The 25905-nt window shown below is 61.7% G+C and carries 18 protein-coding genes; all 18 read left to right on the top strand.

The window, feature by feature from the left end; all coding sequences use genetic code 11:
• Positions 1-10 precede the first annotated feature (10 nt).
• Positions 11-1303 (top strand): flagellar assembly peptidoglycan hydrolase FlgJ, encoded by a 1293-nt coding sequence (flgJ, locus tag L6D81_RS20275; protein WP_236181644.1) that lies wholly within the window; start codon positions 11-13, stop codon positions 1301-1303.
• Positions 1304-1324: 21 nt separating this feature from the next.
• Entirely contained in the window at positions 1325-3370 is a 2046-nt protein-coding gene (flgK, locus tag L6D81_RS20270) for a flagellar hook-associated protein FlgK (RefSeq protein WP_236181643.1), read from the top strand.
• Between the two features lie 13 nt (positions 3371-3383).
• Positions 3384-4955 (top strand): flagellar hook-associated protein 3, encoded by a 1572-nt coding sequence (locus L6D81_RS20265; protein WP_236181642.1) that lies wholly within the window; start codon positions 3384-3386, stop codon positions 4953-4955.
• 117 nt (positions 4956-5072) lie between these two features.
• Positions 5073-8666 carry a glycosyltransferase gene (locus tag L6D81_RS20260; RefSeq protein WP_236181641.1) on the top strand — a complete coding sequence of 1198 codons (3594 nt, stop codon included), beginning with the start codon at positions 5073-5075 and terminating at the stop codon, positions 8664-8666.
• 220 nt (positions 8667-8886) lie between these two features.
• On the top strand, positions 8887-10872 hold the full coding sequence (locus L6D81_RS20255) for a calcium-binding protein (protein WP_236181640.1): 1986 nt from the start codon (positions 8887-8889) through the stop codon (positions 10870-10872).
• Positions 10873-11117: 245 nt separating this feature from the next.
• Positions 11118-11891, top strand: coding sequence for a glucose-1-phosphate cytidylyltransferase (gene rfbF / locus L6D81_RS20250; protein WP_236181639.1), 774 nt, complete (start codon positions 11118-11120; stop codon positions 11889-11891).
• Positions 11873-12955 (top strand): CDP-glucose 4,6-dehydratase, encoded by a 1083-nt coding sequence (gene rfbG, locus L6D81_RS20245; protein WP_236181638.1) that lies wholly within the window; start codon positions 11873-11875, stop codon positions 12953-12955. The genes rfbF and rfbG overlap by 19 nt, the downstream gene beginning before the upstream one ends.
• Complete coding sequence (rfbC, locus tag L6D81_RS20240) at positions 12952-13512, top strand: dTDP-4-dehydrorhamnose 3,5-epimerase (RefSeq protein ID WP_236181637.1); 561 nt, start codon at positions 12952-12954, stop codon at positions 13510-13512. The genes rfbG and rfbC overlap by 4 nt, the downstream gene beginning before the upstream one ends.
• Positions 13509-14735 carry a class I SAM-dependent methyltransferase gene (locus tag L6D81_RS20235; protein ID WP_236181636.1) on the top strand — a complete coding sequence of 409 codons (1227 nt, stop codon included), beginning with the start codon at positions 13509-13511 and terminating at the stop codon, positions 14733-14735. Before rfbC ends, L6D81_RS20235 begins: the two co-directional genes overlap by 4 nt.
• Positions 14732-15583, top strand: a complete 852-nt coding sequence (locus L6D81_RS20230; protein WP_236181635.1) for an NAD-dependent epimerase/dehydratase family protein — start codon at positions 14732-14734, stop codon at positions 15581-15583. Before L6D81_RS20235 ends, L6D81_RS20230 begins: the two co-directional genes overlap by 4 nt.
• Positions 15580-16653, top strand: coding sequence for a class I SAM-dependent methyltransferase (locus tag L6D81_RS20225; protein WP_236181634.1), 1074 nt, complete (start codon positions 15580-15582; stop codon positions 16651-16653). Before L6D81_RS20230 ends, L6D81_RS20225 begins: the two co-directional genes overlap by 4 nt.
• A 17-nt stretch (positions 16654-16670) precedes the next feature.
• The gene (locus L6D81_RS20220) at positions 16671-17408 is read left to right on the top strand and encodes a cephalosporin hydroxylase family protein (protein ID WP_039765554.1); all 738 of its coding nucleotides are present in this window, start codon (positions 16671-16673) and stop codon (positions 17406-17408) included.
• A 54-nt stretch (positions 17409-17462) separates the two neighbouring features.
• Positions 17463-20378 carry a glycosyltransferase family 2 protein gene (locus L6D81_RS20215; RefSeq protein ID WP_236181633.1) on the top strand — a complete coding sequence of 972 codons (2916 nt, stop codon included), beginning with the start codon at positions 17463-17465 and terminating at the stop codon, positions 20376-20378.
• A 30-nt stretch (positions 20379-20408) separates the two neighbouring features.
• The gene (gene pseB, locus L6D81_RS20210) at positions 20409-21410 is read left to right on the top strand and encodes a UDP-N-acetylglucosamine 4,6-dehydratase (inverting) (protein ID WP_236181632.1); all 1002 of its coding nucleotides are present in this window, start codon (positions 20409-20411) and stop codon (positions 21408-21410) included.
• Positions 21407-22564: a UDP-4-amino-4,6-dideoxy-N-acetyl-beta-L-altrosamine transaminase gene (pseC, locus tag L6D81_RS20205; protein ID WP_236181631.1), complete on the top strand. Its 1158-nt coding sequence runs from the start codon at positions 21407-21409 to the stop codon at positions 22562-22564. Before pseB ends, pseC begins: the two co-directional genes overlap by 4 nt.
• Positions 22565-22618: 54 nt before the next feature.
• A complete protein-coding gene (gene pseF / locus L6D81_RS20200) occupies positions 22619-23314 on the top strand; it encodes a pseudaminic acid cytidylyltransferase (RefSeq protein WP_236181630.1) in 696 nt (231 codons plus the stop codon).
• Positions 23311-24813 carry a UDP-2,4-diacetamido-2,4,6-trideoxy-beta-L-altropyranose hydrolase gene (pseG, locus tag L6D81_RS20195; RefSeq protein ID WP_236181629.1) on the top strand — a complete coding sequence of 501 codons (1503 nt, stop codon included), beginning with the start codon at positions 23311-23313 and terminating at the stop codon, positions 24811-24813. The genes pseF and pseG overlap by 4 nt, the downstream gene beginning before the upstream one ends.
• Positions 24810-25862: a pseudaminic acid synthase gene (gene pseI, locus L6D81_RS20190; RefSeq protein ID WP_236181628.1), complete on the top strand. Its 1053-nt coding sequence runs from the start codon at positions 24810-24812 to the stop codon at positions 25860-25862. Before pseG ends, pseI begins: the two co-directional genes overlap by 4 nt.
• Positions 25863-25905 lie beyond the last annotated feature (43 nt).

Below are 25905 nucleotides of genomic sequence, written 5' to 3'. Positions count from 1 at the left end.
GACGGCGACCATGGATATGCGCAAAAGCGGTCTGGTCAGCAGCAGCGATTCGGGTTCGTACTCTGACCTCAATCGTCTGAACCAGCTCAAGGTCGGCGACAAGAACAGCGATGCGAACATGCGCAAGGTCGCGCAGGAATTCGAATCGCTGTTCCTCGGTGAAATGCTCAAGTCGATGCGTTCGGCCACCGAAGCGCTGGGCCAGGACAACCCGCTCAACACGCCGGCCGCCAAGCAGTATCAGGAAATGTACGACCAGCAACTGGCGGTTTCCATGTCCCGCGAGGGCGGTGGTATCGGTCTGGCCGACGTGCTGATCAAGCAGATGTCGAAGAACAAACCGATGGCGCCAGGCGAGGCTGCGGCCGCATCCGCCGCCAAGCAGGAAGAAGCCAAAGCCAAGGCCGCTGCCGTAGCCACGCCGATTGCCGCCGGCACCGTGGCCACCAATGGCCCGTTGTCGCGACTCAACGGCGAGCGTCCACTGTGGGCGTCGCGTTCGGTGCATGCGCCGAACACCGAACTGACCCATCGCAATGACATGGAAATGATCAACCAGCGTCGTCTGGCATTGCCGCCGAAACTGGCGGATCGCTTGCTCGCCGGTCTGGTGCCGTCGGCCACGCCGGCAGCGACCACTCAACTGCCGCAACGCGCCACGACTGCCGCTGTTACCGGTTCCGGCCCGCTGTACAACGGCGACTGGCTGGACCGTGCCGAGGCAGACAAGGCTTCCGGCGGGCAGATGCAGATTTACGGCCGAGCCATGGCGCAGATCCCGCTGGCGCCCGCCAAGCGCGCATTCAGCAACGCCGACCAGTTCGTCAACACCATGCTGCCGATGGCGCAGGAAGCCGCCGCGCGAATTGGCGTCGATCCGCGTTACCTGGTGGCTCAGGCTGCGCTGGAAACCGGCTGGGGCAAATCGGTCATGCGCGCCCAGGACGGCAGCAGCAGTCACAACCTGTTCGGCATCAAGGCGAGCAGCAACTGGAAGGGCGATTCGGCCCGGGCGATCACCAGCGAATTCCGCAACGGGCAGATGGTCAAGGAGACGGCCGAGTTCCGTTCCTACGCCTCGTACAAGGACAGCTTCCACGATCTGGTGACTTTGCTGCAGAGCAATAATCGCTATCAAGATGTGCTGAAGTCGGCCGATAACCCAGAACAGTTTGTACGCGAATTGCAAAAGGCCGGTTACGCGACCGACCCGAACTACGCGACGAAGATTTCGCAGATTGCCAGGCAGATGACGGTCAATCAGAACTACGCTGCGGCCGGCGTTTCAACGACGCCCTTATAAACACAAGGTAAGGTTTGAATCATGAGTTTGCTCAATATCGGGATGTCGGGACTGGCCGCGAGTTCGTCCTCTCTGGCTGTGACGGGTAACAACATTGCCAACGTCGACACCGCCGGTTATTCACGCCAGCAAACCGTGCAGGGCACCAAGTCCTCGATCCAGTATGGCAACGTGTTCATCGGTACCGGTACGACCCTGGCCGACGTGCGCCGGGTGTACAACTCCTACCTTGAATCTCAGCTGCGTACCGCCACGTCGCTCAATAGCGAAGCCGCCGCTTTCGGTGCGCAGGCGACCGCGCTGGACGGCTCGCTGTCCGACACCAATACCGGCCTGACCGGTGTGCTGCAGAAGTTCTTCACGTCGATGCAAGGCGTATCGACCTCGGCCACCGACGACACTTCCCGCCAGTCGGTGCTGACCGGCGCGCAGGCCCTGACCAGTCGCTTCAATGCGCTGGCCAAGCAGATGAACGATCAGAACGCCACGCTCAATGGCAACCTGTCCGACATGGCGTCCCAGGTGAACAAACTGGCAACCTCGATTGCCACGCTGAACCAGAAGATCGGCGAGATCTCCACCAGCGGCGGCCAGCCGAACGATCTGCTCGACAGCCGTAACGAAGCCGTGCGTCAGCTCTCCGAGCTGACTGGCGCGCAAGTCGTTGAACGTGGCACCAGCTTCGACATCTACATCGGCAGCGGCCAGCCGTTGGTCATCGGCAATACCACCAATACCCTGAGCACCGTGCCGGTCAAGGGTGACCCGTCGCGCATGGGCATTCAGATGGATCGTGGTTCGAGCACCATCGACATCACCTCGGCGATGACCGGTGGTGAAATCGGCGGCCTTCTGACCTATCGCAAGGAAGTGCTCGATCCTGCACTCAATGAACTGGGCCGTGTGGCGCTGGTCGTTGCCGACCAGATCAACCGCCAGCAAGCCCAGGGCATCGACAAGAACGGTGACTTTGGCGCGGCGATTTTCAACGACATCAACAGTGCCGCCCTGATCAGCCAGCGCAGTATTGCCCAGTCCGGCAACAGCGCAGGTTCGGGCAACCTTGACGTCACCATCAAGGACACCGGCAAGCTGACCACCAGCGACTACCAGGTCACCTTCACCAGCGCGACCAACTACACGGTCAAGCGCTCCGACGGCACCGACATGGGTTCGTTCAGCACCACGACCACACCGCCTCCGGTGATCGACGGCTTTACCCTGGCCCTCAACGGTGGTGCCCTGAGCGCCGGCGACACGTTCAAGATCACCCCGACCCGCAACGCGGCGGCCAGCATCCAGACCGTGCTCACCGACCCGAAGAAAATCGCCGCAGCCGCACCGTTGACCGGCGTGGCCAGTGCCAACAACTCGGGCACCTACACTCAGCCGACGCTGACCGACGTTGTCGACATCTACAACCCGGCGGCCCAGGCGGAGCTGCAGAACGCGCTCAAGTATTCGACCCCGGTCAAACTGGTATTCGGCGCCACCACCAGCGGCAGTCAGACTTACAACATGGTTGACGCCAAGGGCGCCACGATCGGCTCCGGCGTCATCGTTCCTGGTCAGGCGAACACCCTGAACCTGAAGATCGGCATGGTCGATTCCACCGGTGCTCCGGTGATGGACACCACCGTCATTCCGAACGTGCAAAAGACCTTCACCGTGCAGACCACCGTGGGCGCGACGCCGAAGTCCGGCGAAACCTTCACCATCAACCTGACCGGCGCAGCTTCTTCAGACAACCGCAACGCCCAGGCGCTGGTCGGTTTGCAGACCAAGCAGACCGTGGACACCGGCACGGCGAGCAAGGGCATCAGCCTGACCGACGCCTACAACAAACTGGTGACCAACGTCGGTACCCAGGCCGCCCAGGGCAAGTCCGACAGCGCGGCCACCACGGTGATCCTGGATCAGGCCCAGGGGGCGCGGGACTCGCTGTCCCAGGTCAACCTGGACGAAGAGACCGGCAACCTGGTCAAGTATCAGCAGTACTACACAGCGTCTTCGCAGATCATCAAAGCTGCGCAGGAAACCTTCGCCACGCTGATCAACAGTCTTTAAGGAGCCGTAATTCATGCGCATTTCCACCGCCCAGTATTACGCGACGCAAGCTGCCCAATATCAGCGCAACTACAGCAAGACGGTCGCGACCGCCAACGAAGCCAGCAGCCTGCAGCGCATCAACACCGCCGCCGACGATCCGATCGGAGCGGGTCGTTTGCTGCGCCTGGGTCAGCAAGCCGCGATGCTTGATCAGTACAAAGGCAACATCGACACCACCAAGAGCTCGCTGACCGTTCAGGAGTCCACGCTGACGGCCATCACCGACGCCTTGCAGCGCGCCAAGGAAATCGGGCTGGCAGCCAACAACGGCATCGCCACCGACAAGGACCGCCAGGCTTACGCCGCCGAACTGAGCCAGATCCAGCAACAGGTGCTGGGGCTGATGAACTCCAAGGATGCCAACGGCAACTATCTGTTCTCCGGTTCGAAAACCGATACCGCGCCGTACTCGCAGAATGCCGACGGCACCTACACCTACAACGGTGACCAGACCCAGATCAACCTGGGCATTGGCGACGGCCTGTCGGTGGCCACCAACACCACCGGTTGGGATGCTTTCCAGCAGACCATCAATACTGCCCGCACCCAGACCAATATGACGGCTCCGGCCGTTGATGACGGTCGCGTGGTGTTGACCAACGGTATCGTAGGCACCGCCGCGACGTATAACGCCAAGTTCACGGCCGGCCAGCCGTACACCGTGGACTTCATCAGCAGCACTCAGCTGAAGATCACCGATGCCTTGGGCAACGATGTGACGGCCGAAGCCAGCCAGAACGGTCTGATCAGCAACAGCAACGGCGCCAACCAGACGGTCAGCTTCCGTGGCGTCGACATGAAGTTGAACATCAACCTCAAGGCCGGTGACACCAACCCGGACGCAGTCATTGCCGGTCACAGCTTCCAGCTGTCGGCTTCGCCGGATTCGTTCACCACCTCACGCAGCCCGGGCAACCCGTCGACGGCGGTCATCACCGGTTCCAGCGTGACCAACCAGGCAGCCTACACGTCGGCCTTCCCGTCCGGCGGCGGCGCGGTGCTGAAATTCACCAGCGCCACGGACTTCGACCTGTACGCGGCGCCTGTCACCGCCGACAGCAAGCCGATCTCGTCGGGTACTGTGGCCGGCGGCAACGCCACGGCAGCAGGCGTGACCTTTGCCCTCGGTGGCACGCCAGCGGCCGGTGACCAGTTCTCGATCCAGTCCAACAACCATCAGACTCAGAACGTGCTCGACACCCTGGGCCAGATGGTCACGGCGCTGAACACCCCGATCGACGGTGATCCGGTGGCCAAGCAGAAATTCCAGGGGGCGATGGAGTCGGCGCTGGGCAACATTGACAGCGCCGCCAACCAGATCGGCAGTGCGGTGACGTCCATCGGTGCCCGCGGGCAGTCGCTGGATGACCAGAGCACCACCAACCAGAGCCTGCAACTGGCAAACGCCAGCACCCAGGGCACGATCCGTGATTCGGATCCGGCCGAAGTGATGACCCGCCTGACCTTGCAGCAGACCATGCTGCAGGCCTCGCAACTGGCGTTCAGCAAAATCTCTCAGTTGGGTCTGTTCAACAAGATCTGAAGCCTGAACGGGCGCGCAAGCGCCCGCTTGCTCCGATCGCTCTGTATCCTTTGTCTTTTTCTGCGGTTTCAAAGGGCTCGCTGTTCCGGGCGGGTTCCCGCCGCTTGCGAGTCCGCCGTGAATTCACTTCCCCTTGTCAGCGTCGTCATTCCTGCCTTCAATCCACGCTTTTTCGAGCGGACATTGAACAGTGCTGTCAGCCAGACTTACAGCCCTCTGGAAATTATCGTCTGCGATGACAGTCGGGGTCCCGAGATCGAACGCATCGTAGCCTCGGTCATCGAGCAGTCCGGCGTCGAGGTACGTTATGTGCGCAATCCGCGCACTCTGGGAATGATCGGCAACCTCAAGGCGTGCCTGAGTCAGGCGCGGGGTGAGTTCATCAAGTTCCTGTGCGACGACGATCACTTGTATGCCGACTGCATCCGGCAGCAGGCCCAGGAGATGATGCGTGAAGAGGTCAGTCTGGTACTGGCCCAGCGACTGTTGTGGGATGCGCAGGACATCATCCTGCCCGCGCGCCTGGAAAACACATCGTTGTCGCCGCACAGCGGTCTGTTCAAGGGCGACGACTTGCTGGGCATCTTCGAGAAATTCCCGGTCAATGTCCTCGGCGGGTTTACTAACGCGATGTTCCGGCGTGCCGACGTTGAAGCGTTGTTGCCGGCGCTGACTCAGGAAGGTCACTGTTTCATCGCTTCGCTGGATTTTGCTCTGTACGTCTGCCTGCTGCGGCGCGGCAATCTGGCGGTGTCCAACAACGTGCTCAGCGCCGAGCGGCTGTACCCGGAACGCCTGAGTGCGCAACAGTCGATGAAAGACGCGCTCGAGGTCGAGCGTGAGTGGATGCTGCAGATGCTCAAATCGCGCAGCGGCGAAGCAGCGCCGGCGCCGGGATGGGTTCGCTATGTTCCGCTGAGCAAGGCCGACGAGTCTCCCCGGGTCTGGGAGGAACTGCCGCTGAGTCGCACTCTGGGCTCCAAGCAGAGCCGCCAGGAGTGGAGTGTCGGCATCGACAGCTGGAGTTTTGCCGAACTCTACGCGCAGTGGCTCAATTGCCGGGTACTGACCGAAGGTCAGCGCACGTTGTTGCCGGAAACCCTGGCCGGCTGGTCGCATCAACCCCGGATCGTGCCGATCGTCATCGACGGGCAGGGCAGTCGTGACGGTGTCGAACGCACGCTGGCATCGCTTGCCGCCCAGGATTATCCGCCGGAGCTGATCCTTGTCCTGTCCGCCTCGTGTACCGAAACCGAGCTGGACGGGCGGGTGTTCCGCATGCCTTTGCAAGACGACGGCATGGAACAGATCAATACGCTGCTGCCACAATTGGCGGGAGCCGACTGGTTTTACCTGCTGCAGGCCGGTGATCGGCTGGTGGCACCGGCATTGCTGGTCATGGCCGAGCGCATCGTGCATTACCCGTCACTGAAATGTCTGTACAGCGACGAGGGCAGCTTGCGTAACGGGGAGTCCGCAGAGCCTGCATTCAAGCCGGATTTCAACCTCGACCTGATGCGCAGCTACCCCTATGTCGGTCGGGCATTGGCATTCGAGCGTGAGCGTTTTCTGGCGCTGGGTGGTTTCGCTCCTGACTTCGCTCAGCTGGCGCCGCACGATGTGTTGTGGCGACTGGTCGAGAACGACGGCACACAGGTTGTCGGCCACATCGCCGAGGTCATGCTGGAATCGCCTTTTGACCTGTCCAGATGGCTCGTGGCCCCGGGCGTCCTCGAACAGAATCCGCGGGTGCTCCAGGCGCATCTGCAACGGCTCGGTCTGGCCCATGACATTCGCCGTGGCAGCTCCGAACTGCTCAATCGCGTCGACTATCATCACGCACGGCGTCCGTTGGTCTCGATCATTATCGTGACCAAAGACCAGACCGCCGCCTTGCAGCGCTGTGTCGAGACGCTGCTGGAAAAAACTGCCTACACCGAATACGAGCTGCTGCTGGTCGATAACGGCAGCACCAGCGCCGAAGCGCTGGCCTGGCTGGACGGCATGGCGCAACTGGGCAGTGACCGGGTTCGCGTGCTGAGCTTTGCGCAGCAGGGCAATGCCGCCGCCACGCACAACTTTGCGGTAGGGCAGGCCCGCGGCGAATACGTGCTGATGCTCAATACCTTTGCGGTGATTACCCAGTCCGACTGGCTGGACGAACTGCTCAATCATGCGCAGCGTCCGGAAGTCGGGGTCGTCGGCGCCAAGTTGTACAATCCGGACGGTTGCGTGCTGCATGCCGGCCTGATTCTGGGCATGCAGGGCGCCGTGGGATTGCCCTTCTATGGTCAGTCGCTGCAGGCGGACGGGTACATGTTCCGCTTGCAGGCGGTGCATGACCTGAGTGCGGTCGGCGGTGATTGCCTGATGATTCGCAAGACTGTCTACGAAGCTGTCGACGGGCTCGACGAACAGGATCTGGCGCAGGCCCTCAATGTGGCGGATCTGTGTCTGCGCGTCGGCCGGGAAGGTTACTTGGTGGTCTGGACACCTTATGCCATGCTGGCCCTGGGCGCGCGGCCGACGGCCGAGGCCACGGCAGAAGAAGAGCAACTGCAGATTCAGGAGCACGAAACGTTCTACAAGCGCTGGTTGCCAGTGATTGCGCGCGATCCTGCGTTTAACGTCAATCTGGCGGTGCAGGGGGTCGGTGCGACCAGCTTCAGTCTGGAGCCGGGCCTGCGTACCGGTTGGAGCCCGTTTTCGTGCACGCAGCTGCCGAATGTGCTGGCGGTACCGATCAACGCTTCCGCTATCGGCCACTATCGCATCAGCCAGCCGATGATCGAGCTGGAGGCGGCCAATCGTGCCGAAGGGCGGATTTGCTATGGCTTGCCTTCGATCATCGATATCGAGCGTCAGTCGCCCGACGTGATCGTATTGCAAGGGCGTTACTCGGAAGGTGCCATCGAGGAAATTCCGCCGTTGAAAAACTTTTTCAACGCCCGGCGGATCTACGAACTTGACGACTATGTCATCGATGTCCCTCATCGCAACGCGCACATCCGCAACATGCCGAACAAGCAGGAAATGGAGCGGCTGGTGCGGCGGGCGATCGGTCTGTGCGATCGTGTGGTGGTGTCTACCCAGCCGCTGGCCAACGTTCTGTCGGACATGCATCACGACATCCGGGTGGTACCGAACATGTTGTCGCGGCACTTGTGGACTGACTTGCACAGCCAGCGTCGCACCTCGAAAAAGCCGCGGGTCGGCTGGGGTGGCGGCACCAGTCACCACGGAGATCTGGCGGTGATTGCCGATGTGGTCCGTGAGCTGGCAAACGAGGTCGATTGGGTGTTTTTCGGCATGTGCCCGGATGACTTGCGCCCGTACATGCATGAGTTTCACGGCGTGATCCCGCTGGATGTGTATCCGGCGAAACTGGCCAGCCTCAACCTCGACCTGGCCCTCGCACCGCTGGAGTTCCACATCTTCAACGACTGCAAGAGCAACCTGCGCCTGCTGGAGTACGGCGCGTGCGGCTATCCGGTGGTCTGCACCGACACCGAGGCCTATCAGGGTTACCTGCCGTGCACCCGGGTCAAGACCAACTCCACGGACGAGTGGCTGCAGGCAATCCGCATGCACCTGGCCGATCCCGATGCGAGCTATCGCATGGGCGATGAACTGCGAGAAATCGTATTGCGCGACTACGTACTGCGGGGCGACAACCTGCGGTACTGGGAAAACGGCTGGCTGGCGGACTGACCGGCACTGCTGAAAAAGGCGACTTTCGAGTCGCCTTTTTTGCGTCTTCAATATCCTGTTTGTATCAGTATCGACACTTTTTTACCGCAGAGCCTCAAGCATCGCGATTTCCCTGTCGATACTTCTCTATTCGCTGACCTCGGACGGTTGCTGCTGGCGTGATCGGCCTGTGCCCGTGAGGCAGGTTTCCCGATTCAACAACAACGCAAGGAAGACGCAAATGTCAGTAGTGAATGGAACGAGTGATGCGGACGGCCTGTGGGGCACCGATGGCAATGACGAACTCTATGGACTGGAGTCGGATGATCTGCTGTTCGCCACTGCGGGATCAGACGTGCTGGATGGCGGTGAAGGTTTTGATACGGCGAATTATTACGCCTTGTCCTCGGGGGTTAGCGTCGAGTTCAACGATACCTCGACGACCGTCACTGCCGCTGACGGCAAGGTCGATACGCTGATCGGCGTGGAGAAGGTCTTCGGCACTTTTCAAAATGACACCTTCACCAGCAATGTGGCCGGCGTGACGCTGGAAGGCAGTGTAGGTGACGATGTGTATATCGTCGGCAGCGAGGGTGTGACGATCATCGAGGAAAACTATCTCGGCTACGACGAGCTGCGCACCAGTCTCAACACCATCAAGATGGACCCGTTCATCGAGAAGCTGACCTTTACCGGCACGGGCGATTTCAAGGGTTACGGCAATGCCAGCGACAACGAGATCATCGGTGGCGCCGGCAACGACTGGCTGTGGGGTGGCGCCGGCGCTGATCACTTCGTGGGTGGCGATGGCTTCGATACCGTCAGCTATAGCGACAGCCTTGAAGGTGTGAGGATTTCTGACTGGACTAACGACGGGTCGAGCATCGCCTATGGCGATAGCTTCACCAGCATTGAAGCGATTCAGGGTTCAAACTTCGACGACGCCCTGTACCTGTTTGATGGTGCGATGATCGTCGATGGCGCCGATGGTTATGACATTGTGAGTTATCTCAACGCCTTTGACGGGGTCGACATCCAGATCGGCAATGGCGGCGGAACAACTGACGCCAGACTGCTGAATGTGGAGAAGGTCATCGGCACCTGGTTCAGCGACCATCTCACCGCCAACGTCGGCGGTCTGACCCTGGTGGGTGGGGCGGGCGATGACGTTTACACGATCAACAGCGAGGATGTGATCATCGTCGAGCAGAATTTCCCCGGTGGCACCGATCAACTGAACACCAGTGTGTCGTCGATGCATATGGCAGCGTTCGTCGAGAACATGACGTATACCGGTACTGCAGACTTCACCGGGTATGGTAACGACCTGGAAAACACCATCATCTCCGGTGCCGGCAATGACGTCCTGTCAGGTGGTGCAGGTGCGGATCGCTTCGAAGGTGGTGCGGGTATCGACATCGTCAGCTACGACGACAGCACTGAAGGGTTGTACGCTGTTTTGAACTGGAGCATGCAGACCGGCATCGCCCTCGGTGACACCTTTATCGATATCGAAGGCCTGCGCGGCAGCCGGTTTGATGATCACCTGTACGGTGACTCGGGTAACAACATCCTTGAGGGTGGCGCTGGCTTCGACTTCATTTTTGGTGGGGATGGCAACGACCGCATTTATGGCGGTCTGGCGTCCGGTCTCGATGAGCAAGGCTACAACTCCGATTTGTTGTCGGGGGGCGCCGGTGACGACGTCATCATCAGCGATTCCCATGATACGAACACCCTCGCCAGTGGCGACGAGGGTAATGACACCATTACAGTGTTCGGCGGGGATGCTCGCGGCGGGGCGGGTAACGATGTCCTGACGGGCGCAGAGCGCAACTACCTGCTGACCGGCGATGAGGGTAATGATCTGCTGATCCTCAATCTTGCCGGTCAGTTGCATTCTGGCGGCAGTGCCTATGGCGGTACGGGTGATGACACCTACGTGGTGAACACCACCGGGCTGGTATCGATTCAGGACGAGGGCTGGGATATCAATGACACCCTGATCCTGAACACCATCGCCAATCTCAGCCACTTGAACGTCACCCGCATCGGTGACGACGCCTATCTGCATGGTGCCAACGACGGCAGCACTGGCGTTCCCGACAGTGGCGTGAAGCTGCAGGGCTGGTACGCCGGGTACAACAACATCGAGCATCTGCAGACCGCTGACGGCCAGGTCTACGACCTGCCGGCCACGGTCGATGGATTCGCGATGTTTGGCTGATCCGTCCCATTCATTGAAGAAGCTTGATGAAAAGGGTGAGTCCCGCAACGGACTCATCCTTTTTTCATGCCTTGAACTCCCGCCGACGCGGGGCTGACGGAGCTGGCGCGTTTCCTGCAAGTCCCCCTCAAATCGCCATAAAACGAGCGCTCGCGGTCATTCACCCGCGCCCGGACTGGCAAAGGTTCAGCCGCAAAGGCCTGCAACAGCGAGGCCAAGCCCTGTGACGTAGAAGAGGGGAGACGATGAAGGCAGTTATTTTGGCGGGTGGCCTCGGCACGCGCATCAGTGAAGAGTCGCACCTCAAGCCCAAGCCAATGATCGAGATCGGCGGCAAGCCAATTCTCTGGCACATCATGAAGCAGTATTCCGCCCACGGAATCCACGACTTCGTGATCTGTCTTGGTTACAAGGGCTACGCGATCAAGGACTTCTTCGCCAACTACTTTCTGCACACCTCCGACGTCACGTTCGACATGCGCAACAACCGCATGGACGTTCACCAGAACTACAGCGAGCCGTGGAGCGTCACCCTGATCGACACCGGCGAGGAAACCATGACCGGTGGCCGTCTGTTGCGGGCCGGTCGTTACCTCAAGGATGAAGAGGCGTTCTGCTTCACCTACGGCGACGGCGTCTCCGACATCAACATTGCGCAACTGGTCGACTACCACAAAGGCCACGGCCGTCTGGCGACCGTCACCGCCGTGCAGCCGCCGGGCCGTTACGGCGCCCTTGAACGGCATGGTGATCAGGTCCTCGGCTTCACCGAAAAACCGCGCGGCGACGGCGGCTGGATCAATGGCGGCTTCTTCGTGCTGTCGCCGAAAGTGCTGTCGTACATCGCGGGCGACGAAACCACCTGGGAAGCCGAACCGCTGGCTCGACTGGCCGAGGATGAACAGCTGAAAGCCTTCGAACACGAAGGTTTCTGGCATCCGATGGACACCCTGCGCGACAAGAATCATCTCGAAGCGCTGTGGCAGAGCGGGGAGGCCCCATGGAAGCAATGGGCCTGAGTCCTGAGTTCTGGCGCGGCAAGCGGGTTCTGATTACCGGGCACACCGGTTTCAAGGGCAGTTGGCTGACCCTGTGGCTGCAAAGCCTCGGTGCGCAAGTCAGCGGCTTTTCCCTCGACCCGTCGACCGAGCCGAGCCTGTTCGAACTGGCGCGCGTGAGCGAAGGCATCAACGATCAGCGCGGCGACCTGCGGGACCTCGGCGCCTTGCTCGAGATCATCGCCGACACCGAACCGGAGATCGTCCTGCATTTGGCGGCCCAGCCGCTGGTGCGTGAAGGTTATCGCGATCCGCTGGGCACCTATTCCAGCAACGTCATGGGCACCCTCAACCTGCTCGAAGCGATTCGTCAGGTCGGTTGCGTGCGCGCCTGTGTGCTGGTGACCACCGACAAGGTCTACGCCAACAAGGAATGGCTGTGGCCGTACCGCGAGGACGAAGCCCTCGGTGGCCACGATCCTTACAGCAGCAGCAAGGCCTGCTGCGAGTTGCTGGCGCAGTCTTACGCGGCGTCGTTCTTCCCGGCTGACAAGTACGCCGAGCACGGTCTGGCCCTGGCCACCGCACGCGCCGGCAATGTGTTGGGCGGCGGCGACTTCGCCCCTGAGCGTCTGATCCCCGACGTGCTCAGAGCCTGGACGGCAGACGAGCCGGTGACGCTACGTTACCCGCAAGCCGTGCGCCCGTGGCAGCACGCGCTGGAGCCACTGGCCGGCTACCTGCAACTGGCCGCCGGGCTCTACGAACAAGGCCCGGAATACGCCGGAGCGTGGAACTTCGGCCCGGGCGAGGCGGACATGTGCAGCGTCGGCGAAGTGGTCGAACTGCTCGCCAATCGCTGGCCTCAGGCCCGTGGCCTGCGCCTCGAAAAGAGTGACCTGCACGAAGCCGGCCTGTTGCGCCTGGACAGCAGCCGCGCCCGTCAGGTGCTGGGCTGGCAACCGCGCTGGACGTTGCAGCAATGCCTGACCCAGACCCTCGACTGGCACCTGGCGTGGCAGAACGGCGACGACATGCGCACCGTGACCCTCGGCCAACTGAACCTGTACCGGGGCGCGCTGTGAGCGAGTTTTCCTTGAAACAGCTACCGCTGGCCGGATTGTTCAGCGTCCAGCACAAACGCTTCGAAGATCAGCGCGGCCATTTCGCCCGGCTGTTCTGCGAGGGCAGCCTGAAGGCGTTCGGCAGTGAATTTCACATTCGCCAGATCAACCATTCCTGCACCCGCGAGAAGGGCAGCGTGCGCGGTCTGCATTATCAGGACGCCAACGCCCCGGAAGCCAAGTTGATCACCTGCCTGCGCGGTGAAGTGTGGGACGTGGCGGTGGATCTGCGCCCGGACTCGGAAACCTTCCTGCACTGGCACGCCGAGCACCTGAAGGCCGGCGACGGACGCAGCCTGTTGATTCCGGCCGGCTTCGCCCACGGTTTCCAGACCCTCACCGACGACGCTGAACTGCTTTACCTGCACAGCGCCGATTACGCGCCGGAGCACGAGGGCGGGCTGTCGGTGAACGATCCACGGCTGGCGATCGCCTGGCCGTTGCCTGTCAATAATTTGTCAGCCCGGGATTCCAGCCATCCCGCGCTTGATCAACACTTTGCTGGAGTGCGTCTATGAACTGCCGTGGGTGCGCTGCACCGCTGAGCTTGCCGCTGATCGACCTCGGCACCTCGCCACCGTCCAACGCCTACGTGCATGCCGATCGGCTGGAGCAGGCCGAACAATGGGTGCCGCTGAAGGTCGCCGTGTGCCAGCAATGCTGGCTGGTGCAGACCGAGGATTACACCTCGGCCGACAGCCTGTTCGACGCCGATTATGCCTACTTCAGTTCGTTCTCTAGTACCTGGCTGGCTCACGCCGAGCGCTACGTGGCCGAGATGGTCGAGCGCTTTGGCCTGACCGCCGACAGCCGCGTGGTGGAAGTCGCGGCCAACGACGGCTACCTGCTGCAATACGTGGCCGGTCGCGGCATCCCGTGCCTGGGCGTCGAGCCGACCCGCAGCACCGCGCAGGCGGCACGGGAAAAAGGCCTGGAGATCCGTGAACTGTTCTTCGGTCGCGACACCGCCGCCCAGCTGAAAAGCGAAGGCTGGGCCGCCGACCTGATGGCCGCCAACAACGTGCTGGCCCATGTGCCGGACATCAACGATTTCCTCGGTGGTTTCGCCACCCTGCTCAAGCCGACCGGCGTCGCCACCTTCGAATTCCCGCAACTGCTGACGCTGATGGCGGGCGCGCAGTTCGACACGCTGTATCACGAACACTATTCCTACCTGTCGTTGACCGCCGTGCAGTCACTGTGCGAACGCAATGGTCTGGAAGTGTTTGACGTCAGCCAGTTGTCCACCCATGGCGGATCGCTGCGGGTGTTCGTGCAGCGCAAGGACGGTGCACGCCGCGCCGTGCAGCCAGCGGTGCAACAGCAATTGCAGGCCGAACTCGACGCAGGCGTGAAAACCACCGACTACTACGCGACGCTGGCGCCCGCCGCCGAACGCATCAAGCACGACCTGCTGCGTTTCCTGTTGCAGGCCAAAGCCGACGGCAAGCGTGTGGTCGGTTATGGCGCTGCTGCCAAAGGCAACACTCTGCTCAACTACGCCGGGGTCAAGCCGGATCTGTTGGCCTGGGTCGCCGATGCCAACCCGCACAAACAGGGCAAGTTTCTGCCGGGCAGCCGCATTCCGATTGTCGCGCCAGCGCAGATCGATATCGAGAAACCGGATTACGTGCTGGTGCTGCCATGGAACCTGCTGCACGAAGTCAGTCAGCAGCTGGCTCAGGTGCGTCAGTGGGATGGCCGCTTCGTGATCGCCGTGCCTGAGTTGAGCGTGCTGTGAAGGTGTTGGTCACCGGTGCCACAGGCTTCGTCGGTCGGCATCTGGTCGCAGCGTTGCTGGCCCGTGGTTGCACAGTGCGGGCGGTTGCACGCGACGCGCAGAAAGCCGCGGACATGCCGTGGATCAAGGACGTCGAGTTCGTGAGCGCGGATATTCACGCGGCGGATCTGAATGTCGCGGCGCTCACCGAAGGGGTCGATGCACTCGCGCACCTGGCCTGGCCGGGGTTGCCGAACTATCGGGCGCTGTTCCATTTCGAGCACAACCTGATGGCCGACTACCGCTTCATCAAAGGCGCGGTAGAGGCGGGCGTGAAGCAGGTGCTGGTGACCGGCACCTGCTTCGAGTACGGCATGCAGAGCGGCCCGCTCAGCGAAAGCACGGCGCCGCAGCCGAGCAATCCTTACGGGTTGGCCAAGCACACCCTGCACCTGTTTCTGCAGCATCTGCAGCAGGAGCGTCCATTCACTTTGCAGTGGGCGCGCCTGTTCTATTTGCACGGCGAAGGGCAGAACCCCAGCAGTCTGTTGGCGGCGCTGGACCGGGCCATCGATGCCGGCGATGCGACGTTCAACATGTCGGCCGGTGAACAGCTGCGGGACTTCCTGGCGATTGAAACGGCTACCGCGTACCTCGCCGCGATCCTGCACAAACGCGACTTCGACGGCACGATCAACTGCGCCAGCGGCCAGCCGGTTTCGGTGCGGGCACTGGTTGAGCTGCGCGTACGTGAACGCGGCGCGACCATCGGCCTGAACCTCGGCCACTACCCGTATCCGACCCACGAACCGCTGGCGTTCTGGGCGGTGACCGAGCGCTTGCAACAGTTATTGGGAGAGCCGCAATGAGGCACGAGTTGTATCGGGTCACCGACTTGCCGGTGTTGCAGAACCGCACCTTTGCCGATCCCGAATCGGCGAAGGCCTCGGCCAGCGCCGACATGTTGCTGGTGCAGGATGAACGCAGCGGTCTGATCTTCAATGCGGCGTTCGACGCCGACAAGCTCAGCTATGACGCTGATTACCAGAACGAGCAGGCGCATTCCGGCCAGTTCCAGAAACACCTGAGCGATGTCGAAGGCATCATTGCCCGGCACTTCAAGGGCCAGGAACTGATCGAAGTCGGCTGCGGCAAAGGTTATTTCCTGGAGCTGCTCAAGGGCCTGGGTTACCACATCACCGGCATCGACCCGGCCTACGAAGGCGAGAACGCCGACGTGATCAAGGCCCCGTTCACCCGAGGCCTGGGCCTTGCGGCGGACGCCATCGTGCTGCGTCATGTGCTGGAACACATTCAGGATCCGCTGAGCTTTCTGGCGGTGATTGCTGAAGCCAACCAGGGCGGCGGGCAGATCTACATCGAAGTGCCGTGCTTCGACTGGATCCTCGAACACCGCGCCTGGTTCGACCTGTTCTACGAGCACGTCAATTATTTCCGCCTCGACGACCTGCGCCGGATGTTCGGCACGGTGCACGAGGCCGGTCACCTGTTCGGTGGCCAGTACCTGTACATCGTCGCTGACCTCGCCACGTTGCGCCTGACTCCGGAACAACCGGTGCCACGCCTGGCCTTGCCGGACGATTTCACCGCCAGCCTCGAGCGCGCGGTGCAGATCATCCAGGGCGCGCCCGAGCAGGGTTCGGCGATCTGGGGCGCCTCGTCCAAAGGCGTGATCTATTCGCTGTTCCTGCAACGCGCCGGCGTGGCGGTGGATCGGGTGGTCGACATCAACCCGGCCAAGCAGGGGCGTTACCTGCCCCTGAGCGGCGCCCGGGTGTCCTCGCCGCAAGAGGCGATGGACGCCTTGCCCGAGGGCGCCAACCTGTTTGTGATGAATTCCAATTACCTCGAAGAGATCAAGCGGATGACCGGTGGACGTTACGTCTATCACGCCGTCGACAGCGCTTCGTTCCAGTGACCCTTGAGATTTTGAAAATGACCGACAACAGCATCAACAAAGCTTTTGAAGCCGAATGCCGCGAGCAGATCGCCCAGCAGGGTGACGACCAGAAACTCACCGGCCTGGCCCGCGATTTCTTCAACGAATCAGCCAAGCACAAGTACAGCTACCACTTCTCGTGGATGGGCCGTCCGATCATCCAGCTGCCGCAAGACATGATGGCCATGCAGGAAATCATCTGGCAGGTGAAGCCGGATCTGGTCATCGAGTGCGGCATCGCCCACGGCGGTTCGATTATCTACTACGCCTCCCTGCTGGAACTGCAAGGTCACGGCGAAGTGCTGGGCATCGATCTGGACATCCGTGCGCACAACCGCGAAGCCATCGAAAGCCACCCGATGAGCAAGCGCATCAAGATGATCGAAGGTTCGAGCATCGACCCGGCCATCGCCGCTCAGGTTCGCGCTGCCGCTGAAGGCAAGAAAGTCATTCTGGTGCTCGATTCCAACCACACCCACGACCACGTGCTCGAAGAGCTGCGCCTCTACGCGCCACTGGTTTCGGTCGACAGCTACTGCGTGGTGATGGACACCGTGGTTGAAGACATGCCGGCTGATTTCTTCCCGGATCGTCCGTGGGGCCCGGGCGACAACCCGAAAACCGCCGTGTGGAAATACCTGGAAGAGAGCAAGGATTTCGAGATCGATGTTCAGTTGCAGAACAAGCTGTTGATCACCGTGGCGCCGGACGGCTATCTGCGCCGCGTTCGTTAATTCGCAACATCACCCAAGCGTTATCTCGGCGGATCGCCGGTTGTGGAGAAAGTTATGCAAGGCAAGTTCAGTTCTGAATTGACGCTACCGCTCAACGAGCTGTTGACCGTGGTGCTGATTACGCACAATCGTCCGGCGTTCCTGCGTCGGGCGGTGAAGTATTACAGCAGCTTGCCCTGCAGAATCATGGTGCTGGACTCCACCGCCGAGCGGCCAGAAGGCGACTTTTCCGCGGTCGATTACCACCATGTGCCGCAGTTCGCCTACTGGGGTATGCAGGCCAAGCTGGCCTATGGCGCGGAGCAACTGACCACGCCGTACATGGTGCTGGCAGCCGACGACGATTTCATCCTGCACGATTCGCTGGCCGAGTCGGTGGGCTTCCTGCAGGCGAACCCTGACTACGGCATGTGCCATGGCTACTGCATGATGTACCTGGCGCTGGCCGGTGGCGTGAGCTACTACCGCCGCGACAAGAAAGTGCAGGAGGACTACGCGTCCGAGCGGGCGCAGGACCGGGTCGTGGATTACATGAGTCAGTACATCCCGCCGTTCTACGCGGTGACCCGTACCGACCTGATGAAAACCTGGCATTCGGCATTGCCGCCGGGCACCAGTTTCCAGTGGCAGGAAATCGGCCACGTGTACTTCCTGCTGGCCAGTGCCAAGGCGCGGATCCTGCCGATCCCGTATGTGGTGCGCGAGATCAACTATGGCGCCTCCGAGCACAGCACCGAGGTGTATCACTCGCTGACCTATATCGATCCCAAATCGGTGGCCGAGCGCGAGGCCTTCGCCGAATTCCTGGCATCGTTGCCGACCGGTATCAAGGATTTGAACCCGGAGCAGGGCAAGGCGTTTGCCTTGAGAAGCTTCGAGGCGATGGTCGACAGCCTTCAAACCAATCGGGCCCTGACGGCCGAGCTGATCATCCAGTCCACCTGGAACCAGGAGCTCAAACATCCGGATCGCCGTTTCGGACCTCTGCAGTATGTCGAAATGCCGTTCTACAACAAGGAGTTCTTCGATCGCCTCGAACAGTTTGAATTCATGCTGCACGCAATGCCGGCGGGGCGTATTCAACTCGAAGGTCTGGAAGGGGTGTGGACCCGTCAGGCGCATCTGATCCAGGCGCGCAACAACGACACCCCTGAAAGTGTGCTCGACCGTCTGTGGCAGGCCCATGACCTCAATGCGTTCAACCGCACGGTCGCCAAACGCCTGGCCGCGCAACTGGAACTGGCTGGCGAGCATGAAGAAGCGCAGAAGATGCGTGACTGGATCGCACGCCTGGAAACGCTGACCGTTGCCGATCACCACTCGGTATTCGACAAGATGCAGTCCGGCCGTCTGCTCAAGTGGCTGGAGTCGCGTCAGGCCGATGCCGGGCAGATCGCGTCGATTGCCGAGCACCTGGCCGTCAACGGTGGTGGCCCGCAGTTCGGCATCTTCCTGCTGGATATGGATAACGATATCGACAAGTTGCAGGTCAGTCTCGACAGTCTGCTCGAGGGTCAATGCAAGGCGTTCCGCATTGTCGTGTTCACCACCGGTGAAGCACCGGTGGCGACCACTGCGCAGAACACCCTGCACTTTGTCCGCGTGACGCCTGACAATCTCGTCGACAAACTCAATCAGAGTGCTCGTCAGTCGCCTTGCGACTGGTTGCTGCTGGCTGAGGCAGGGGATGAGTTCACCGCCGGCGGCCTGTTGCGCGCCAGCCTGGAGCTGATGAATGCCGGCGGTATCAGCGCCGTTTCCACGGACGAGATACAGCGGCGGGAAAACGGGGCGCTGATGGACGTGTTCCGTCCGGGCTTCAATCTCGACCTGTTGCTGAGCCTGCCGGGGTTGATGGCGCGGCATTGGCTGATCCGTCGCGAAGTTTTGCTGAACGTTGACGGCTACCGTGCCGATTTCAGCAAGGCGCTGGAGTTCGATCTGCTGCTGCGCATCATTGAGCAGGGTGGCCTGAACAGTCTGGCGCACCTCGATGAACCGCTGCTGATCACTCAGGCACCGGAGCTGCAAGAGAATGCGCATGAGCGTCTGGCATTGCTGCGTCATCTGGGCAATCGCGGTTACAAGGCCAAGGTCACGTCGGCGGTGCCGGGGGTCTACCAGATCGATTATCACCATAGTGATCGCCCTCTGGTTTCGATCGTTATCCCGGCCGGGGACGATCTGTCTGCGCTGCAACGCTGCCTGGAAGGTGTGCAGCTGCGCACCCGCTATCACAAGTACGAAATCCTGATTGCAACCACGGCTTCGCAATCGGCCGAGGTCAATGACTGGCTCGGGACTTATCAGCACCCGAAAGTCAGCGTGCTACGCGCCGATCAATCGCTCAGCACGGCTGCGCTGTGCAACGCGGCCAGCCAGCAGGCTCAAGGCGAGTTTCTGGTGCTGTTGGCAGCGGATGCGGAAGTGGTCAATCCGAACTGGCTCGACTCGCTGCTCAACCATGCGCTACGCCCGGAAATCGGTGTGGTCGGCCCCAAACTGGTCAACCGCGACGGCAAGGTCAGCCAGGCTGGCCTGATCCTGGGCATGAACGGTGGTGTCGGCTCTGCATTCATCGGCGAGAAACACGACGCCGAAGGCTATTTGTATCGGTTGTCCGTGGACCAGAACTACTCGGCGGTTTCCGACATATGCCTGATGGTACGCAAAGAGCTGTTCGAGGCGCTGGGCGGTCTGGACGACAGCACGTTCGCTGCCGGCTTTAGCGATGTCGATCTGTGCCTGAGGGCCGGCGAGGCCGGCTACCTGACTGTCTGGACGCCATCGGTGCAAGTCATCCATCAGGGCGATATCGCACAGACCAGCCAGGCACTGACTGCGCTGCAGGAAAAATGGGCGGCGGCGTTCGCCCGGGATCAGGCGTACAACGCGAACCTGAGTCTGACTGGCAAAGGCTTTGTGCTGAACGACAGCGCTTCGCTGAATTGGGCGCAACTGATCGCCTAGGTCTGGCGCACAAGGAACAGGACTCAAGACATGTTCAACGGCAAATCGATTTTCATCTCCGGCGGCACCGGCTCGTTCGGGCGCACGTTCATCGCGCGCCTGCTCGAGCAATACCAGCCCAAGCGCGTGGTGGTGTTCTCCCGGGATGAGCTCAAGCAATACGAAATGCAGCAGACGTTCAACGCGCCGTGCATGCGTTACTTCCTCGGTGACGTGCGCGACGCCGATCGCCTGCGCCAGGCCATGCGCGGCATCGATTACGTGGTGCATGCCGCTGCGTTGAAGCAGGTGCCGGCGGCGGAATACAACCCGACCGAATGCATCCGCACCAACGTCAACGGCGCGGAAAATATCATCGCCGCCGCCATCGACAACGGGGTGAAGAAAGTCGTCGCGCTGTCCACCGACAAGGCCGCAAGCCCGATCAATCTGTACGGCGCGACCAAGTTGCTGTCGGACAAGTTGTTCGTCGCGGCCAACAACATTGCCGGTGAGCAACAAACGCGTTTTGCCGTGGTGCGCTACGGCAATGTCGCCGGTTCGCGCGGCTCGGTCGTGCCGTTCTTCAGCAAGCTGATCGCTGACGGCGCGACAGAGCTGCCGATCACCGACGAGCGCATGACCCGCTTCTGGATCACCCTCGATCACGGCGTGCAATTCGTACTCGACAGCTTTGCGCGGATGCACGGCGGCGAAGTGTTCGTGCCGAAGATTCCGTCTATCCGTGTGGTCGATCTCGCGCGGGGAATGGCCGAGCACCTGCCGCACAAGAACGTCGGCATCCGTCCCGGCGAGAAACTGCACGAGTTGATGGTGCCGCTGGACGATGCGCGGATGACTCTGGAGTTTGCCGATCACTACACGATCCAGCCGTCGATTCGCTTCACCAGCGTCGATGTGGATTTTGCCGAGGACAAACTCGGTGAGCGTGGCGTGCCGGTCGGCGAAGACTTCGAATACCGCTCCGACACCAACCCGCACTTCCTCTCGGTGGGGCAGATCGCCGAACTGCACGCGAAGCTGTCGGTATGATTCCGTACGGTCGGCAGAGCCTCGACCAGGCGGACATCGACGCGGTCGTCGAGGTGTTGCAGTCCGACTGGTTGACCCAGGGGCCGACCATCGAACGTTTCGAGCAGGCGATGGCCGAGCGTTGCCAGGCTGATTTCGCCGTGGCGGTGTGCAACGCCACGGCGGCGCTGCACATTGCCTGTCTGGCGGCAGGGCTCGGAGCGGGTGACCGTTTGTGGACCACGCCCAACACCTTTCTCGCGTCGGCCAACTGCGGCCGTTATTGCGGTGCCGACGTCGACTTTGTGGACATCGATCCGCTGACCTGGAACCTCGATGCCGAGGTTCTGGCGAGCAAACTCGATGCGGCCGAACGCGACGGCACGCTGCCCAAAGTGCTGGTGGCGGTGGCGTTCTCCGGGCAGAGCTGCGACATGCGGCGGATTGCCGAACTGGCCGAGCGCTACAACTTCACGGTGATCGAAGACGCTTCCCACGCGGTTGGCGCAAGCTATGCCGGGCGTCCGGTGGGCTGCGGTGAATTTGCCGCGATGACCGTGTTCAGCTTTCATCCGGTGAAGATCATCACCAGCGGCGAAGGCGGCATGGTGCTGACCAATCGCCCGGAACTGGCCGAGCGTCTGCAACGCCTGCGCAGCCACGGCATGACCCGCGATCCGCAGCAGATGACCGAACCCAGCCACGGCCCTTGGTATTACCAGCAGGTCGAGCTGGGGTTCAATTACCGGATCACCGATCTGCAAGCCGCACTGGGCCTGTCGCAGCTGGGCAAACTGGACGAATTCATTGCCCGGCGCCGGGCGCTGGCGGCGCGTTACGACCGTCTGCTGGCGTACTTGCCGGTCACCGTGCCGAGCCTCCAGCCGGAGGCCGAATCGGCCTGGCATCTTTATGTGGTGCGTTTGCAGACCGAGCGTATCAGCCTCAGCCACCGTCAGGTGTTCGAAGGCTTGCGTGCCGCCGGCGTCGGCGTGAACCTGCACTACATTCCGCTGCATTTGCAGCCGTACTATCGTGACCTGGGTTTCGCCGAGGGTGACTTCCCCGAAGCCGAACGCTATTACGCCGAAGCGATCAGCCTGCCGCTGTTCCCGTTGCTGAGCGATCAGCAGCAGGATTACGTGGTCGAGCAATTGCGTCGGTTGACTGAATGATTGTCGCGGCGGTGGATGGAAATGGTAATGGGTGATCCTGCCGGAAAAACGTCCTTGAACAACGTCGCAATCATCCCGGCCCGCGGGGGCAGCAAACGCATCCCGCGCAAGAATCTTGCGCCGTTCGACGGTGTGCCGATGATTGTCCGTTCGATTCGCACGGCCCTCGATTCCGGGTTGTTCGAGCAAGTGGTGGTCAGCACCGACGACGCAGAGATCGCAGACGTGGCGCGAGCCAACGGTGCTCACGTGCCGTTCATACGTCCGGCGGAACTGGCCGATGATTTCACCGGCACCGCGGCGGTGATCGTGCATGCCTTGCAGCAACTGCCGGCCTTCGAATACGCCTGCTGTGTGTACGCCACGGCGCCGCTGTTGCAGGCGCGGTTTCTGCGTCAGGGCTTTGAATTGCTGAAGCGACACCCGGACAAGTCCTTTGCTTTTTCGGTCACCGATTTCGGCTTTCCGGTGCAGCGCGCCTTGACCCTCGACGGGCAGGGCGGCCTGACGGCGTTGTACCCCGAATTTCGCAATACCCGTTCGCAGGATCTGCCGGCTGCCTTTCAGGATGCCGGCCAGTTCTATTGGGGTCGTAGTGAGGCCTGGCTGGGTGGCGAGGTGCTGTATTCGCCGGTCAGTCTGCCGGTGATCCTGCCCCGGTATCTGGTGCAGGACATCGATACCGTCGAAGACTGGAAGCGTGCCGAGTACCTTTACGCGGCACTCAAGGCCGGCGGAGAACTGCAATGAGAGTGCTGATCCGCGCCGACGCCTCACCGACCATCGGCAGCGGCCATATCGCCCGGTGCCTGACGCTGGCGCGGGTGTTGCGCACGCAAGGCAGTCATGTCGCGTTCGCCTGTCGTCGTCTACCCGGCCATCGGCTCGAGGCGTTGCAGAGCGAAGGCTTCGAGACCTTCGCGTTGCCGGAGCGCTATGCCGGTGAAGACCCGGAGCAGGCCATCGAATCGATGCTGCCGTGGCAGGCGGATATCGATGCACTGGCGGCGCAGCTGGAAGGGCAGCCCGGATTTGACTGGGTCATCGCCGATCACTACGGCCTCGACCATCACTGGCAGACCGCAGCTCGTCGCTTCGCCCCACGGATCGCCGCCGTCGACGATCTGGGGACCCGCCGTTACAGCGTGGACCTGCTGCTCAATCAGAACCTCTCCGGGCTCAGCGAAAACTATCAGCCGCTGCTGCCGGCCGGTTGCCGAACACTGCTCGGCCCGCGCTTCGCCATGCTGCGCGAAGAGTTCAGTGGCCCGGCCATCGACATCAAGCCGGTGGCGCGCCGGGTGCTGGTGAATTTCGGCGGCTTCGATGCGGCGCGCCAGACTCATCACGCGATGCTGGCGCTGGCGGATTTTTCGGCGCTTGAAGTGGATTTTGTCGCCGGCGCCGACAACCCGGCCTGGGCAGAGATGCAGGCGCTGGCCGAAGCGCGGCCGCACTGGCGCCTGCACAGTTTCGTCAGCGATTTTCATCGGCGCATGACCGAGGCCGACCTGTTTATCGGCGCCGGCGGCGGCACCAGTTGGGAGCGCGCGGCCCTGGGCCTGCCGACGATCTGCATCGCGGTGTCGAACAATCAGCAGGCCAACGGTGAGGTGATGGCGGCGGCCGGGGCGCATGTGTTCATGGGCGCGCGGGAGCAGGTCAGCGTCGAGCAACTGCGCGATGCCATCGGCTTTGTCGTGGGCAATTTTTATCTGCGCCAGAGCCTGGCCGAGCGTTCGCGGCAACTGGTCGATGGACGCGGTGCGCTGCGGGTGGCGGCGGCACTGGCCGGCGCGGTGCTCAAGTTGCGTCCGGCGACGCCGGATGACGCGCAGTTGCTGTTCGATGGCCGCAATGCCGAGACGGTGCGCCGCTGGTCGCTGGACAGTGGGACGATTGATTGGACGCAGCATGTGAACTGGTTGGGCGCGAGCCTGCGCAATCCTCAGCGGTTGCTGCTGGTGGCCGAGGCGGATGACGGCCCGGTCGGTGTCCTGCGCTACGATTTGCGCGGCTTTGAGGCGGAGGTTTCGCTGTATCTGCTTGAGGGGCGTTTCGGCCTCGGCTGGGGCAGGGCGCTGCTGGCGCAGGGTGAAGCCTTTGTGGCGGCGCACTGGCCGCAAATGACCGCCATCACCGCTCAGGTGTTGCCGGCCAATCGGCCCTCGATGAATGTTTTTCGTGACGCCGGGTTCACTCAGAGTGCCTGCGCGTTCACCAAGGTTTTGAAGGAATCCCGTCAATGAGCAGTTTCAAGATCGGCAACCGTCAGATCGGTGCCGATGCGCCGCCGTTCATCATCGCGGAAATGAGCGGCAACCATAACCAGTCGCTGGACGTAGCCCTGCAGATTGTCGAAGCGGCAGCAAAGGCCGGTGCGCACGCCCTGAAGCTGCAAACCTACACCGCCGAAACCATGACCCTGGATCTGGCGCAAGGCGAGTTCTTCATCAAGGATCCGAACAGTCTGTGGGCGGGCACCTCGCTCTACGACCTGTATGAAAAGGCCCACACGCCCTGGGAATGGCATGCGCCGATCTTCGCCCGGGCCAGGGAGCTGGGCATGCTCGCGTTTTCGACGCCGTTTGACGACAGCGCCGTGGACTTTCTCGAAAGCCTCGATGTGCCGGCCTACAAGATCGCCAGTTTCGAAAACACCGATCTGCCGTTGATCCGGCGTGTCGCAGCGACTGGCAAACCGCTGATCATTTCCACCGGCATGGCCAGCCTCGCCGAACTCGACGAAACCGTGCGCGCTGCCCGCGAAGCCGGCTGCAAGGATCTGGTGCTGCTCAAATGCACCAGCACCTACCCGGCGACCCCGATCAACAGCAACGTGCGCACGATCCCGCATCTGCGCGAGTTGTTCGGCTGTGAGGTCGGTCTGTCAGATCATTCGATGGGGGTCGGCGTGTCGGTGGCAGCGGTGGCGCTGGGCGCGACGGTGGTGGAAAAACACTTCACCCTCGACCGTTCAGCCGGTGGGGTGGACGCCAGTTTCTCGCTGGAACCGGCGGAACTGGCCAGCCTGGTGGTCGAGACCGAGCGCGCCTGGCAGGCCATGGGCCAGGTGCATTACGGGGTGACCGAGGCCGAGAAAAAGTCGCTGGTCTACCGCCGGTCGCTGTACGTCACGGCCGATATGGCGGCCGGTGAACCTTTCACGGCGGCCAATGTGCGCGCCATTCGTCCCGGTCTCGGTCTGCCGCCCAAGCACACCGATGCGGTCCTCGGGCGCCATGCGCGCCAGCCGATCAAACGCGGTACGCCGCTGGACTGGTCATTGGTCGAATGACCCGATCTGTCACCGATTCGGCAAAATAGCGTGACCTGCGAGT

The sequence above is a fragment of the Pseudomonas sputi genome (genome assembly GCF_021603585.1).
In the GTDB taxonomy this organism is placed as follows: Bacteria; Pseudomonadota; Gammaproteobacteria; order Pseudomonadales; family Pseudomonadaceae; genus Aquipseudomonas; species Aquipseudomonas sputi.
This window is presented reverse-complemented; position numbering and strand designations above follow the sequence as displayed.